This window comes from Chryseobacterium metallicongregator (genome assembly GCF_031324065.1).
Lineage (GTDB): Bacteria > Bacteroidota > Bacteroidia > Flavobacteriales > Weeksellaceae > Chryseobacterium > Chryseobacterium metallicongregator.
Window position 1 is genome coordinate 1 of the sequence record NZ_JAVIXS010000004.1, and the last position, 14,340, is coordinate 14,340.

The window sequence follows — 14,340 nt, forward strand, 5'->3', positions numbered from 1 at the left end:
TTCTTKAGATAATGGTTCAATATTCAATGCCCATAATACTAATCCTATATTCAATCCAGTAGAAACTATCCTTAAACTTCACGAAGAAAAAATCGCTTTGTATGAGCGTATGCTGAAGGAAAAGGATGAAATGATGAGCAGACTGGAAAAGCTGCTTGATAAGTAAGAGAGCTTATAAAAAATACACTTTTAATAAAACGAAAAACCACTGCTGTGCAGTGGTTTTGTTTATTTGTGGACACGAGCGCGGATTCCTTTTAATATTTTCTTTTTAAAAAAAATCTATAATAAATATAAATTACTATAAATAATATTATAGAAACAAGTGAAACTAGATTCGTGTTATTTAGATTAAATACGACATTGATAAAAAAAAACATCAGAAGATAAATTACCACGAATGTAATAATAGAATATATTAATAATCTCATATATTAAGGTTTAATTGCTTTAATATTTACATTTGAATTACTTGGGCTACTTACATTAATGTATCCCTGGCGGCTGTACGAATCCTTTCGTGTGATTTAAAAACCAAAGATCAAAATATCAGATTGAATTCCTATTTTTTTATGATCTTATATTTTTAACAGAAGCTCTTTTATTATTCTGAATTAATATATCAACATCACACATGATAGATATTGAATTGATAGTATTTCCACAATAAGTATTCTTCCGACAGTGGGGCATTTCAATAGCTCCATCGCTGTTTTTGGCAAAGCTTACTCTGGCATTGCCAAGGTGATTTCTGTACTGGTAAATATAACGGTTTCTTTAGAATAGAGAATAAAAGCCACTGCAAAAACAGTGGTTTTAATTAATTTGGAGATAAGCTGTACAAAAATCAGCTTGGAGTAACGATTATTATTTCATTAAATTAAATTCGTTATCATCAATTTCTCTATCTAAATATCCAATAACTTTATCAAAATTTTCACTCAAATAATATATTCCATAATATGTTTTTCCTAATAAGCTCACTAATCTTAATTTATTTCCAGTATAATTTTCCAGGTTTAAGATCAGAGTGCCCATTTCATCAGACAACTTATTATTTCCTGTTCGAGTAGCAGTATACTGTCTAATTTTATATACTCCAATCAGATTTTCTCTTTCAAAATTATTACTATTACTAATCTTAACTTTATAGTTTTCAAAAGTTTCTAAAAATTTTCTTTTCTCTTTAATTAAGTTAAAAATTTTTTCTTCAGTTAACATATTTTTGATGTTTTATTTTTATCTGGGTAAAACATACTCAACTTTCGCTCCATATACTACTCCTGTAACTAACCATTCCGCTTCTTGTGGATTATACGGATTAGGGAGTACTGTACCAACTTTAAATTGTTTAGAAATGATAATTCCTGGAATTCCATTTTCATACATTGCTACGCCTGTAGCAAAATCTCTAGCAGATTCTTTACTTGTACTCCAACTTGTCCAGATACTTAAATTATCTCCTCCGGCATGTGCTTCCATGTCATTGTGAGGTCCCCAAGTTGCAGCAACTTGTCTGTAACCATTTGGTATAGCAATACCTTGTGATGCTTCAAAATACATAGAGCCTTTAGCTTTCGACGAAACTCCTCGATATAAGGTAATCATTTCACCTGGCTCTGATTCATCAGCCGTTGTTGTAACAGGAATATCAGTAGCACCCGTAATCGGTTTAGAATTTGCAGAAAAGCCACTATCTCCATTAAGCATTAAAGGTAAACTCCATAAACTTAATCTTGCATAACCCGCCAATCTTGTTACAATTGGACCAAGTTCTACCGGAGGAGCAAAACCTTCAAATGTAGCAGCTCCAACAGTTAGAACACCTATAGTAGCACGTTTACTTTTACCTAGTATTCTTTTAAAGAATTTACCTATACTTTTAAAAATATTAGGTTTTGGTCCTTGTATAGCTCCAGAGCCTCCACCATCTCCACTATTCGACATTGTTTTTAAATTACCACCAAATCCTGCACTTTCATAAGAACTGCCAAACCAGCTGCTTCCATATAACGTCGTATTCTGATCAAAATTCCAGAATAAGGCAGAATCATGCTCTCTCTGTGAGGCAGACACATTCTGCATTCCATCCGGGTCTATAAACATTACAGGGTTGTCATAAGCATAAGCATAGGTACTCCATCTTCTGGATGTTTCTGCCAGCGGATCTATTACACCCCACCTTCCAAGGTCCGGCATATACATCCTTGCCCCGTAATCATACATTCCACTTTCCTGAAGCTCCTTTCCGTTGTACTTGTATTGATAAGCATTCTGCGTCGTAGCGGTATAATTATGCATCATCCCGAAAGGATAATAATTATTCACTTCTACAATTTCCCCCGGTTTCCAGTCATCAATACAAAATTTACCACTACACATAGAAGCATTGTATCTTCTTGGCTGGATGATCCCATCCTTATTGGTGTCTGTATAACTAAGTCTCACATTTCCGAGATGATCTGTATAGTTATAAACATAGCGTTCATTCAGTACATCATAATATCCTTCTGCTGTGGGAATGATCCTTAGTTTCAAAACCGGGATCTCATTCGGGTCAGACTGGAAGACGCCCTCTCCATTCCATGATTCTATTTGGAAGGTAGATTTGTACTGAAACCCGTCCAGGTAATCTGTTTCTATATTTCCAAAGAGCTTCTTTAGCTTTACACCATCCGCTCTGTAGGTATATTGGGTTACTTTAGCGTTTTGGGTAATTTGTTGCGGTAAATTTAGATAATTATATTGAATGGCAGAAATACCTTGATCCGGGTGACTGATCATATTTCCGTTTCCATCTGAGCTGTCATTATCATATCTTATGGTTCCGGGGTTAGCCATATAAGGATAGCCTGATGGGTTCTGTTGCTCATCGGTAACCCTGATCAGTTTATTTCCTGTGTAATCGTACTTCAGATTATCTATGGCCAGAGCTGTTGTATTTCCAATGGCCAGTTCTCCGGATCTTTTCAGTCTCGTGATATTTCCGTTCAGATCGTATTCCATACTTTCAAAATACTCTTTCGCCGTTTCTTTTCCTGCCTTTTGATAAAAGCCTGCAGAAAGTCTGTTTAGGGCATCGTAAGAATAGCTGTATCTTTTCAGAGGTTCATTTTCTTCCGTCAGAGTCTTCCAGGATACTTCGGCAATGTTTCCGTTAAACCTTGGCTTCACCTTCAAATTAGGATAATCAGGATTGGGAGTTTCCAGCCCTTCTACCTGGTTATAGTTCATCTTATATCCGAAAAGATCATTCCCAAGATTAGCAGGATCATTGATCTGAGTCATCCACCCTCGGATATTATACTGGTAGTCAATCGTCTGAAGAGGCTGGGATATCTGGGTTCCACCCACTTTTTTATTTAAAAGCTGGGAAAACTCGTTATAGGTGTTTTGCGAAAGGATCTCTACGGTATTATTATCAATCTGGTGTTTGTGTACCAGCAGTCTGCCCTGGCTGTCGTACTCATAATTTTGGGTAATGGTCTTTTCAGGATCACCCGTCAGCCTCTTATGGTAAGCTTTGGTTTGTTTAATAAGTCCTGCAAAATCGATTTCAGACTCAGTTTTGGTATATCCTCCCAAATGATTGATGGTATGTGATCCTACTGCCCTTCCTTTGGTATCATACCAGATATAGTTCTTTGTCCAGCCATTATCTTCAATATTCCTTACATAAGTAGCTGTAGGCAAGGTTTTCGTGCTGATCACACTGTTTTGGGCATCCTGAGAAAGAATATCCTGCCCCATTACCTGAGTGGGTGCTGCAGGAGTTCCAGCAGGATAAGTATCATAATAATTAACACTTAGCACCTGACTGACAGTGGTAGGTGTGGCAAGTTTAGTATAATAAACAGCCATGCCATTTAAGGTCAGTCCTGCTGTTGCAGCCCTGGTTTCATATAAAACAGTATTGATATTAGCACTGTTTTGTATCGTTACCCTGCTTGCTGTATTATTTGTAATTCCGGTATAAACAATTCTTCCAAACTGGTCATATTTGGTAAAGAACCATTGTCCTTTTCCTTTAAGTGCCGCATCCTGAGTCAGAATAATTTGATCAGCTTTGTTATACACTAAATATTCCCAGCCTTTCCCAGGTAGTTTCTTTTCTACCAGTCTGTTCCATCCGTCATAGCGGTATTGGTAACAAAGATTATCCAGCGTGGAAGCAGAAACCGCACCCGAAACAGAAGCCAACGGAGGAAGGGTGTATGCGAGTTGATTAAATTCATTATACACATAATAAGTATCCGCCTTTTCGGTAGCACTCAGCATTTTCCTGGCAAGAATCATTTGTCCCTGCTTGTTGGTAAACTCTATGGTAACATTACCGTCTTCATCGGTTACCATGTTTTTGGCTAAAGTATTAACAGTGTAGTTTCCATTATTGGAAAGAATACTGTTTGTTCTTCCTTCTACCCATGTGGTAGTCACAGTATATTTTGTGACCTCACCATCTTTGTTAGCATCATAAGAAAACATGATAGGATTATTACTCCAGGCATTTCCTAAAGGAGTCTGCTGTTGTATTCTTTGCAACGGAGAGTTTTCCACGAGTTTCTCAGAATAGATCTTTTCATTACCGTATAAAGAGGAGGCATTGGCAAGCGGAGAGGGGTAAAACGCTCCGTTTTGTGTTCCCGCCTGTGGTACCGGAAGATAATCTTTTACCTGTCTTCCATAGGTATCATATTCTATATGGCTTACCACATCATTTCCCAAAGGAGAGGCTTTAATGGCTACGCCCTGTACCGGCCTTCCCCAACTGTCAAAATACTGTACGTTTTCTGAAGTTTTGGTACAATCGTTATTCAGACATGTTTTGCTGTAAATATAATTTTCAGAAGCCGTTAAATTGGTCTGCGCAAAGCTGAATGTCACAAACAACAGACTGAGTATATTTAAAAAATTTTTCATGGTATGGTGCTTATTGTTTGTTGTGATACTGATATTCTTTTACAGTTTTATACGAGATATTTCCTCCTGCATCTTTTTCCATTTTTTTTGCCTTCTTCAGTCTTCCTGCATCATCGTATTCATATATTTCCCTGAAACCTGATGGTGGAGTTGTACTCGTCATCCCTACTAAAGGATCATAGGTATAGGTGGTGACAACATAATTTGCCAATGCCGGATTTTGCCTGAACGTATCAAGGGCATTAATGAGATTTTGTTCTGACTGTTGTGCAGTCATTCCCTGAGGCTGTATATAATCGTCATTGGAAGCATTTACAATAGCCGTGATAGCAGACTGCGGGATGTCTGATAACTTGGCTCTGTCTATTTTGGCAATGAGTTGTGTTTTATTATATCCATAAATGAAGGTCGTGGAAATTCCCACTGCGGATGTTATCTGCTGAAGATTTCCTTTATCATCATACAAATCAAATGTTCCGGTTTCCTTCTTAGAACCGTCTGCAATATTGGTGGCCAATACAGAGGTAGGCATCAGAAGGGAAGGATTACTGTATAATGTTTCTCCTCTGGACAATACTTTTCCATTTTTCTTTTCTTCTGTAATCACAGGAACCCCTGTCATGTAGGCATTTTCCAACTTCTGGTAAGCAGACAGCCCTATCGGATACGTATAAGTCTTTTCAGCAATGTCACCATCTGTAGTCATCTTTGTATAGACGGGTTTTAAGTTAGAACTGCTGACTGTAGTTTCAGACTTACTTTCCAAAAATTTCCCTCCAGGATAGAACGCCTTATTGGTGTTGATGCTTTTCTTTATGTAGGCGGGTTTTGAAGTCATTTTGGAACCTGCCACGAAGCTATATTCGTTATCGGAGAAATTATCCAGTTCATAATCGTACAATTCTGTGGTCAGAAGGGTATTCTGATCATCATAATTTTCTTTTTTGGAAAGCAGTCCTCCTTTGGTGATATTGTAATAAGGCCAGAAATATTCAGGAGATGATCCTCCTACGGTTTGCTGCTTCGGATAATCATCCGGATTTTTGAATGAATAACGTACAGACCCCTTACCTGCTTCTGAAACTTTTACATTTTTATATAGGGTATACGTAGTCCCCATATCTTCTTCACTGTCTTTCTCATTTTCAAATAAATATCCGCTTGCACTGTCAGGCAGATCAAAAGAATCATAGGTATAATTTACAGTTCTCTGTGGAGCTGTGTCATTGATATCTTTATAATACTTAATATTTTTAATCCTCGAATGTCCTACTGGTTTTGCATTTCTGAAAGGTCCCGGGTATACCTTTACTTCCGAACTGCTGAAAGTTCCATTGGCTTTTGCTTCTCCAGTACGCACGATTTCCAGAGTATAATCTCCCGGATAAGCATTCAGATTATATATTTGGTTATATAGATCATAAGTAACGGTAAAAGTGGGAATAATAACTTCAGTTCCTCTTTTTAAGGTAATCTTTAGATTATGTTCTTTAGGTGGGAATGGTGGTGGTGGAGGATCGGGACGTTCATAATCTGTAATATTGAGGACAAATCGGAAGTTTTTCTTTACCTGTTGATTTCCCGGGATATTGAAGTTATAAACCAGAGATTGTGTGGTATTAATCGTACCACTGTTAATAGCAGAAAAATACTGAATATTGGGATAAGATATCTCACTGGTTCCTACAAGACCGGCAAGAAATGCAGGATCATTAAAATTAAAATACAGTTCTCCGGGTTCATAGTTGTATTCAGCTACACCTCCCGTAGGAGATATCATTTTTTTTAATGCTCCATCCCCTGAAGGATAGGTGTACACAAAAGTATTTTTTTCTATAGGAGTGCCATTTTTATCATTTTTAATAACAGAATTCAGTATCCTTTTCTTCTGTGCAGCAGCAGTTCCTACAGAAAGCATGGTATAATTAAATGCATAAGAATACAATGTTTCTCCGGCAGGGTTTTTCATGTATATTTTCTGTAAACTATAGGGATCACTAGTAGCCTCTGCATTGGCATCTTTGTTTTCCAGCGTTTCATCATATACATAGTCAAATGCTACCTGCCCTTTGCGGCTGGTAATGCTTTTGATTTTATTCTGCTGGAAGATTAAGTATTGATTATTGGTTCCTTTGTATTTTGTTTTTTTATCATAGGTTACCGCCGCTGTTTCTACTCCGATAGGATTCAGAATACGGGTAAGGTAATATGCTGTTTTGTATTCATTTCCCATAAAAAACTCTCCACAGCTATATCTGGCCGCATCAAAATCTGTAAAAATATATTGGTATCCGTTATCTGCGGTAATGGTAAAACTATCTGCTTTAAAAGTTGCTGTATTACTGTTCCTTACATAATCAATTTTGACATGGTTAGGGGTAAGATTAATCAGGGTAAACGTATTATTTACGATATCCCTTTTTATAGTGAACTTTCCGGATAATCCCGGAAGATTATAGTAGTAGATATCATCAAATTCATTTTTCAGATAATTGGCAGAACTTGCATTATCATAGCATTCATCCAGTCCGTTAATAATCTTTTTATAGATGACGGCAGCTCCAAAGAATGACCAGCCTGCTCCCACATCACTCGCTGTACCGGACTGATAAATACTTTCTGTATTATAACCTAATCCCATTGGCCATGCCGTATCATCTGAAAGCGGTGCATTCAGAAGAGGAAGGCCGATTTCAGGAAGCCCTGAGGATAATGACATGGGTACATCGGAATAACGGGACATGGCTGCCATGGACGGTGACGCAACAGGAGTTGTTACAACATCTCCGACACTTTGCTGAGAATATCCCTTTTGTGCCATCATGGACAATAAGGATACTAGTATCACTTTTCTTCTCATCTGTTTATTTCTTAATTAATTTGGCATTCGCCGTTTTGTTGGTATCAGTTTTTATCGTCACCAGATAAGCTCCCTGTACCAAAGCCTGGGTATTGATCTTTGTGACTCTGTTTTTGGTTTTTATACTTTGAAGCTGCCTTCCGCTCATGTCATACAAAAGAATATCAGCATCTTTAAAATCAAAGCCGATTTCTACGTAAGCATAGTCAGATACTGGATTTGGATAGATCTTAATGTCGTATTTTTCAATCAGCTGATCTACCTGTTTATCGCCCAGTTTCACAATTTTCCAGTTCTCTTTTCCGAGTTCTTCTGCACTGGTTCCTGCCAGAATAATCGAACCGTCTCTGTTGAGTTTTAAATCTGAAAGCCTTTCTTCTTTTTGTCTGGATTCTCCCTTTACGTGTTTTCTCCACTGCTCATTTCCATTCTGGTCCAGATAGAGCATCCAGAAGGTTTCATCATCCGTTTGTATTCTTCCTTCAGCCTGAGTATAACCTCCCAACAATATTCCTTTTGTAAAGTCTTGATTCTTGGTTCTTGTATCTTGGCTCTGAATCACACTCATTCCCATTAGAATATCTCTGTTTTTGAAATTGTAAGATTTTTGCCACTGCTCGTCTCCTCTTTCATTGAGAGCAATCAGCCAAAGGTCTGTTCCTTCTTCAATGCCTACGGTTTTGTTTCCTGATCTTTCTGATCTTGATTCTCCGCCAATGATGAAACCTGTTGAAGTTAAAGCCAAAGTTCTGACATGATCATCTCCTTTTCCTCCAAAATTCTTTTCCCATTCTACCTTTCCGTTTTTGTCTAATTTCACAATCCAGTAGTCGCCTTCACCAAAGTTTTCAGTTTGTTTCGAGCTTCGGGATACGGGGTTCGGGTTTTGAACGTTTGATGCAGACCCCGCATCTCGCATCCCGGAATCTTTTTCAGAACCCGAATCACGAACCTCGGAACTCCTCGAATAAATCCCAAGTAACGCACCTCCATCTCTCGTTGGAATCATCTTTTCCACTTCATCCAAGCCTTTTCCGCCTAAAATTAATTGAGAAAGTTCTTTTCCGTCTTTGTCTAATCGGGTAATTGAAACATCTTTTGACCCGTATCCTTTGGGTGAGTTCTGTATATTTCCGGCCACAAAGAATCCTAAATCAGTAGTTTGAATAACAGATCTTGCTTCTTCATCAGAAGAACTTCCCAGAGTTTTCTGCCACAATTCATCCCCGAATTCATTGATTCTGATCAGCCAGATATCTGAACCGCCTTTGGAATCGTCTTTTTTGTCTAAGCCTTTTCCTGAATAGGAAGTTCCAGCTAAAAGAAATCCGCCATCCTGTGTTGTGACCGTAGCAGATAAATAATCATGGTTTTGTCCTGAAAAATATTTCTCCCAGACTTCCTGTCCCTGCTGGTTAAGTTTTACCAGATGAAAATCGTAACCGTTGTTTTGCTTACTGCCTGAAGCCTGTTGTTTATTGCTTTGAATAGAACTACCTGTGATCAGATACTGCTGATCAATGGTTGTGGTGACCTGGCTCAGAAAATCCTGGGTAGAGGATTGGATGTCTTTTTGCCACACCACTTCCTGAGCAGATGCGCCCAGAACCGTGCATAAGGTAAATGCACCGAGATAGAATTTTTTCATTCCCGTGTTGTTTTTTGAGTTAGTAATTAGTTTATTAAAACGAAGCGAATTTAACACTTTTTAAGATACGAAAATCGAAATACTTCAACCTGCTATAAATCATACTATTAATAATCAAATTTACTTTATGTTGTATTACAATTTATCTTATTATAATGCAAAAATATCTATCCGCAGCGACAGAACATGTCGTGTTAAAAATAAAAAGGGCCAACTCAAAAGAATTGACCCTTCCAAAAAACATTAACTGTTTATTGATAGAATTATGATGTTTTATTTCCAGCCTCCACCTAAACTTTTATAGATGTCGACTACAGTGCTGAGCTGTTTTTGTTTTGCTTCGATAAGCTCCATTTTAGCATCTAAAGCATCTCTCTGGTTCAAAAGCACTTCAAGATAATCTGCTCTTGAATTACGGAACAACTGATTGGCAATATCAATAGACTGATCCAGGGCTTTGGTTTCCTGTGATTTCAACTGATAATACTGATCTATATTTTTCACCTTTGACATTAAATTGGCAACGTCCAGATAAGCATTCAAAATGGTTTTGTCATATTCGTATAATGCCTGAACCTGTTTTGCATCTGCTGACTGAAAATTGGCTTTTATCGCACTTTTGTTAATAAGTGGTCCAGCCAGCTCGCCCACAAGATTATAAGCAATCGATTCAGGTAATTTAACAAGGTATGAAGGCTTGAACGCTTCCAATCCTAATGTTGCAGAAATTTCCAAAGAAGGATAGAATTCTTTTCTTGCTGCTTCCACATCCAGTTTTGAGGCCTTCAATTCCAACTCTGCCTGTTTGATATCAGGACGGTTGGCTAATAACTGAGATGGGATTCCGGTATACACTGTGGGAGGAATGGTAGACATAAAGTTTTCCTTTGTTCTCACAATTGGCTGTGGATATCTTCCCAGTAAAGCATTAATTTCATTTTCCTTCTCCGTGATCTGCTGGCGGATTGTATATTCTGCTGCTTTGGATTTCGCAAGTTCTGCTTCAAATTTTTTCACAGCGAGTTCCGTTGCCGCAGCCGCTTCTTTCTGAATTTTGGAAATTTCCAATGCTCTCTGCTGAAGCTTGATATACTGCTGTATAATATCCAATTGATTATCAAGCGCCAATAACTCATAATAATTATCTGCAACTTCTTCAATAAGATTAGATAAAACAAAGTTCTTCCCTTCCACTGTAGAAAGATAATGGGCCACTGCAGATTCTTTCTCAGTTCTCAGTTTTTTCCAGATATCAATTTCCCAGCTTGCATTTAATCCTGCTTCAAAATTCCCAAGAGGATCCGGCATTTCTTTTCCGGGTTCTATTTCTGTGGTAGCATCACCAGCTCCTTCACTGGTATAGCGGCCGGATTTTTTCAATCCCGCTCCTATTCCTGCAGAAACCGTTGGAGTCAATCTCCCTTTTTTAGCTAAAACACCACTTTTAGCAATTTCAATCTCCTGAAGAGTGATCAGAAGCTCCTGATTATTTTTTAAAGCAGTTTCAATAAGCGTTACAAGGTTGGGATCAGTAAAGAACTGTCTCCACGGTGTTGTTCCGCTATTGTTGTTAGCATCCTGCTGCTCTTCCTGATTAAAGTTCTGAGGAATATTTTCTTTTACCTCGTCTTTTATAACAGTCGCCATCGGCGCCTTACAGCTTGCAAGGACAAGCGATAAGGCAATGGCTGTAATTATATTTTTAGTCTTCGAATTTTCCATCATGTTCATAAGGTTCAGTTTGTTCTGTTAAAGGATTTTCTTCTTCATATCTGGCCAATCGTGACTTATCAGCAATTGTTCCGAAGATATAATACAGTCCGGGGATAATCATCAATCCGAAAATAGTCCCGATTAACATTCCTCCTGCTGCTGCAGTACCAATGGTTCTGTTCCCAACTGCACCCGGTCCTGTTGCAATCACCAATGGAATCAATCCGGCAATAAATGCAAACGATGTCATCAAGATCGGACGGAAACGGATTGCAGCTCCTTCAATAGCAGCCTTTGCCACAGGGATTCCTTCTTCTGCCTTTTTCTGAACGGCAAATTCTACAATCAACACGGCATTTTTACCCAGAAGTCCAATAAGCATGACCATCGCCACCTGTGCATAGATATTGTTTTCCAATCCTAATAATTTTAAACATAAAAATGCTCCGAAAATACCTACCGGAAGGGATAAAATAACCGGTAGCGGAAGGATGAAACTTTCATACTGTGCGGAAAGGATCAGATAAACAAATCCTAAACATACCAGGAAGATAAATACGGCTTCATTACCACGGCTTACTTCATCTTTAGAGATCCCCGCCCAGTCGATACCAAAACCTCTTGGAAGTGTCTTATCCGCAACTTCCTGAATGGCCTTGATGGCCTGTCCACTACTATATCCAGGTGCAGGAGTTCCACTCACCTCTGCTGAGTTATACATATTGTGTCTTGTGATCTCTGATAATCCGTATACTTTTTCCAATCTCATGAAATCCGAGTAAGGAACCATCTGATCTTTATCGTTTTTAACATAGAGTTTCAACAGATCTGTTGGCAGGGCACGGTATTGAGGACCGGCCTGAACAATTACCTTATAGGGTCTGTCAAAGCGGATGAAACTCGTTTCATAGTTGGAACCGATCAATGTTGAAAGGTTATCCATCGCTTTTTCAATCGTGACTCCTTTTTGTTCTGCAAGATCATTATCAATCTTCAGCATATATTGTGGGAAACTCGCAGAATAGAATGTAAATGCTGATCCCAATTCCGGACGCTTCTTAAGCTCCTTCACAAAATCATTACTTACCTGCTCCATTTTATGATAATCTCCACTTCCTGCTTTATCCAGTAAACGAAGTTCAAAACCTCCTGCTGCTCCATATCCCGGAACGGAAGGTGGCTGGAAGAATTCTATATTAGCTCCCGGAATATTTTTGGCTTTTTCTTCCAGTTTTTCAATGATTTCCGCAGCGGATTCTTTACGTTCTTCCCAACTTTTAAGGTTGATCAGACAGGTTCCGGAGTTTGACCCGGTACCTTCCGTCAAAATCTCATAACCGGCAAGAGAAGAAACAGACTGTACCCCATCAATATCCTCAGATTCCCTCAAAAGCTCTCTGGCAATCTGGTTTGTTCTTTCTAATGTAGATCCAGGAGGCGTCTGAATAATGGCATAGATCATTCCCTGATCTTCAGCCGGGATAAATCCTGAAGGTAAAGAGTTACTCAGAAAGAATGTACAGGCACAAAACGCTAACAACAACGGCAATGTTATTGTCTTTTTCGTCACTGTTTTATTCAGCATCTTCTCATATCTACCAGCTCCTTTCGTAAACAGATTGTTGAATTTATCAAGGAAAATAGTAATCGGAGTTTTCTTCTTCGCCTTTCCATGATTATTTCTTAAGATCAAAGCACATAAAGCCGGCGTCAAAGTAAGCGCCACTACCCCTGATAAAATAATGGATGAAGCCATTGTAATAGAGAACTGACGATAGAATACCCCAACCGGCCCGGACATAAATGCAATCGGAATGAATACCGATGCCATTACCAATGTAATTGCGATAATTGCTCCACTGATCTCATGCATAGCTTCTTCGGTGGCCTTCAATGGGGAAAGATGTTTTTCTTCCATTTTGGCGTGAACGGCTTCAATAACTACAATCGCGTCATCTACCACAACCCCGATCGCCATTACCAAGGCAAAGAGGGAAATCATATTCAGGGTAATTCCGAAAGCAGACATTACCGCAAATGTTCCTACCAATGAAACCGGAACGGCTAATGCCGGAATCAATGTTGAGCGCCAGTCACCAAGGAATAGGAATACCACGATAGCAACCAGAATAAAGGCTTCAAACAAAGTATGGATTACTTTTTCCATAGATGCATCCAGGAATCTTGAAACGTCATAACTGATATCGTAATGCATTCCCTTAGGGAAGTTATTTTTTTCAAGATCTTTCATCAATGCTTTCACATTTTTGATAACGTCACTTGCATTGGATCCATAGGATTGTTTTACCGTGATGGCTGCTGAAGGTTTTCCGTTCAATGTGGAATAAATATCATACATGGAACTTCCAAACTCTATATCGGCAACATCTTTCAGCCTTACAGATTCTCCGTTCGGTTTTGCTTTTAAAATAATGTTTCCGTAATCTTTTTCATTATTGAAACGACCTGGATATTTTAATACATACTCGAAAGACTGAGAACGTTTCCCGGAACTCTCACCCGTTTTACCCGGGGAAGCTTCCAAACTCTGCTCATTCAGAGATTCCATTACTTCATCTGCTGAAATATTATAAGCTGTTAATCTATCAGGCTTAAGCCAGATACGCATGGCATATTCACGGGTTCCCAGGATATCGGCAAAACCAACACCGCTTACCCTTCTCAATTCAGACATTACGTTGATATCTGCATAGTTGAAAAGGAATTTCTGGTCAGCTTTAGGATCATCGCTGTACAGGTTAATATACATCAACATGTTGGGTTCTTCACGCGTGATCTTTACCCCTTCACGCACTACCAAAGGCGGAAGTTTATTTACCACTGAAGATACACGGTTCTGCACGTTTACTGCAGCTACATTGGGATCTGTTCCCAGATCAAATACAATCTGAATGGAAGCTTCCCCGTCATTTCCGGCATCCGAAGTCATATATTTCATACCTGGAACTCCATTTAATCCTCTTTCCAAAGGAATTACTACGGATTTAATCAACAATTCGTTGTTAGCTCCGGGATATTCTGCGGTGATATTTACTTTAGGCGGAGAAATGGATGGGAACTGGGTCACCGGAAGTTTTACCAATGACAGTATTCCCATAAATACAATAATCAATGAGATTACTATAGACAGAACTGGTCTGCGAATGAATTTCTTAAACATACTGTTTCACTTTAGAGA

At 38.6% G+C, this 14,340-nt stretch carries 6 protein-coding genes and 1 pseudogene; 1 reads left to right on the forward strand and 6 read right to left on the reverse strand.

The annotated features are described in order from the left end of the window. Positions 1 to 166, forward strand: a pseudogene (locus REB14_RS06500) (XRE family transcriptional regulator); the annotation flags it as partial. A gap of 701 nt (positions 167 to 867) precedes the next feature. On the opposite strand, the gene REB14_RS06505 reads toward REB14_RS06500, so the two are convergent. The 6 genes from REB14_RS06505 to REB14_RS06530 all read right to left on the reverse strand — a co-directional run bounded on the left by REB14_RS06505 (position 868) and on the right by REB14_RS06530 (position 14,322). Then, on the reverse strand, positions 868 to 1,221 hold the full coding sequence (locus REB14_RS06505) for a hypothetical protein (RefSeq protein ID WP_002984683.1): 354 nt from the start codon (positions 1,219 to 1,221) through the stop codon (positions 868 to 870). A gap of 18 nt (positions 1,222 to 1,239) precedes the next feature. Beyond that, positions 1,240 to 4,920, reverse strand: a complete 3,681-nt coding sequence (locus tag REB14_RS06510) for a DUF6443 domain-containing protein (protein ID WP_309521804.1) — start codon at positions 4,918 to 4,920, stop codon at positions 1,240 to 1,242. A gap of 10 nt (positions 4,921 to 4,930) precedes the next feature. Then, positions 4,931 to 7,780: a hypothetical protein gene (locus tag REB14_RS06515; protein ID WP_309521805.1), complete on the reverse strand. Its 2,850-nt coding sequence runs from the start codon at positions 7,778 to 7,780 to the stop codon at positions 4,931 to 4,933. A gap of 4 nt (positions 7,781 to 7,784) precedes the next feature. Continuing rightward, positions 7,785 to 9,428, reverse strand: a complete 1,644-nt coding sequence (locus tag REB14_RS06520; RefSeq protein ID WP_309521806.1) for a T9SS type A sorting domain-containing protein — start codon at positions 9,426 to 9,428, stop codon at positions 7,785 to 7,787. Between the two features lie 273 nt (positions 9,429 to 9,701). After that, the gene (locus REB14_RS06525) at positions 9,702 to 11,159 is read right to left on the reverse strand and encodes a TolC family protein (RefSeq protein ID WP_309521807.1); all 1,458 of its coding nucleotides are present in this window, start codon (positions 11,157 to 11,159) and stop codon (positions 9,702 to 9,704) included. Further along, complete coding sequence (locus tag REB14_RS06530; protein ID WP_079240571.1) at positions 11,131 to 14,322, reverse strand: efflux RND transporter permease subunit; 3,192 nt, start codon at positions 14,320 to 14,322, stop codon at positions 11,131 to 11,133. The genes REB14_RS06525 and REB14_RS06530 overlap by 29 nt, the downstream gene beginning before the upstream one ends. Between the last annotated feature and the right edge of the window lie 18 nt (positions 14,323 to 14,340).

Coding starts and splice junctions, on each gene's coding strand:
- REB14_RS06505 (WP_002984683.1), bottom strand. CDS start 1,221: ATGTTAACTGAAGAAAAAATTTTTAACTTAATTAAAGAGAAAAGAAAA.
- REB14_RS06510 (WP_309521804.1), bottom strand. CDS start 4,920: ATGAAAAATTTTTTAAATATACTCAGTCTGTTGTTTGTGACATTCAGC.
- REB14_RS06515 (WP_309521805.1), bottom strand. CDS start 7,780: ATGAGAAGAAAAGTGATACTAGTATCCTTATTGTCCATGATGGCACAA.
- REB14_RS06520 (WP_309521806.1), bottom strand. CDS start 9,428: ATGAAAAAATTCTATCTCGGTGCATTTACCTTATGCACGGTTCTGGGC.
- REB14_RS06525 (WP_309521807.1), bottom strand. CDS start 11,159: ATGAACATGATGGAAAATTCGAAGACTAAAAATATAATTACAGCCATT.
- REB14_RS06530 (WP_079240571.1), bottom strand. CDS start 14,322: ATGTTTAAGAAATTCATTCGCAGACCAGTTCTGTCTATAGTAATCTCA.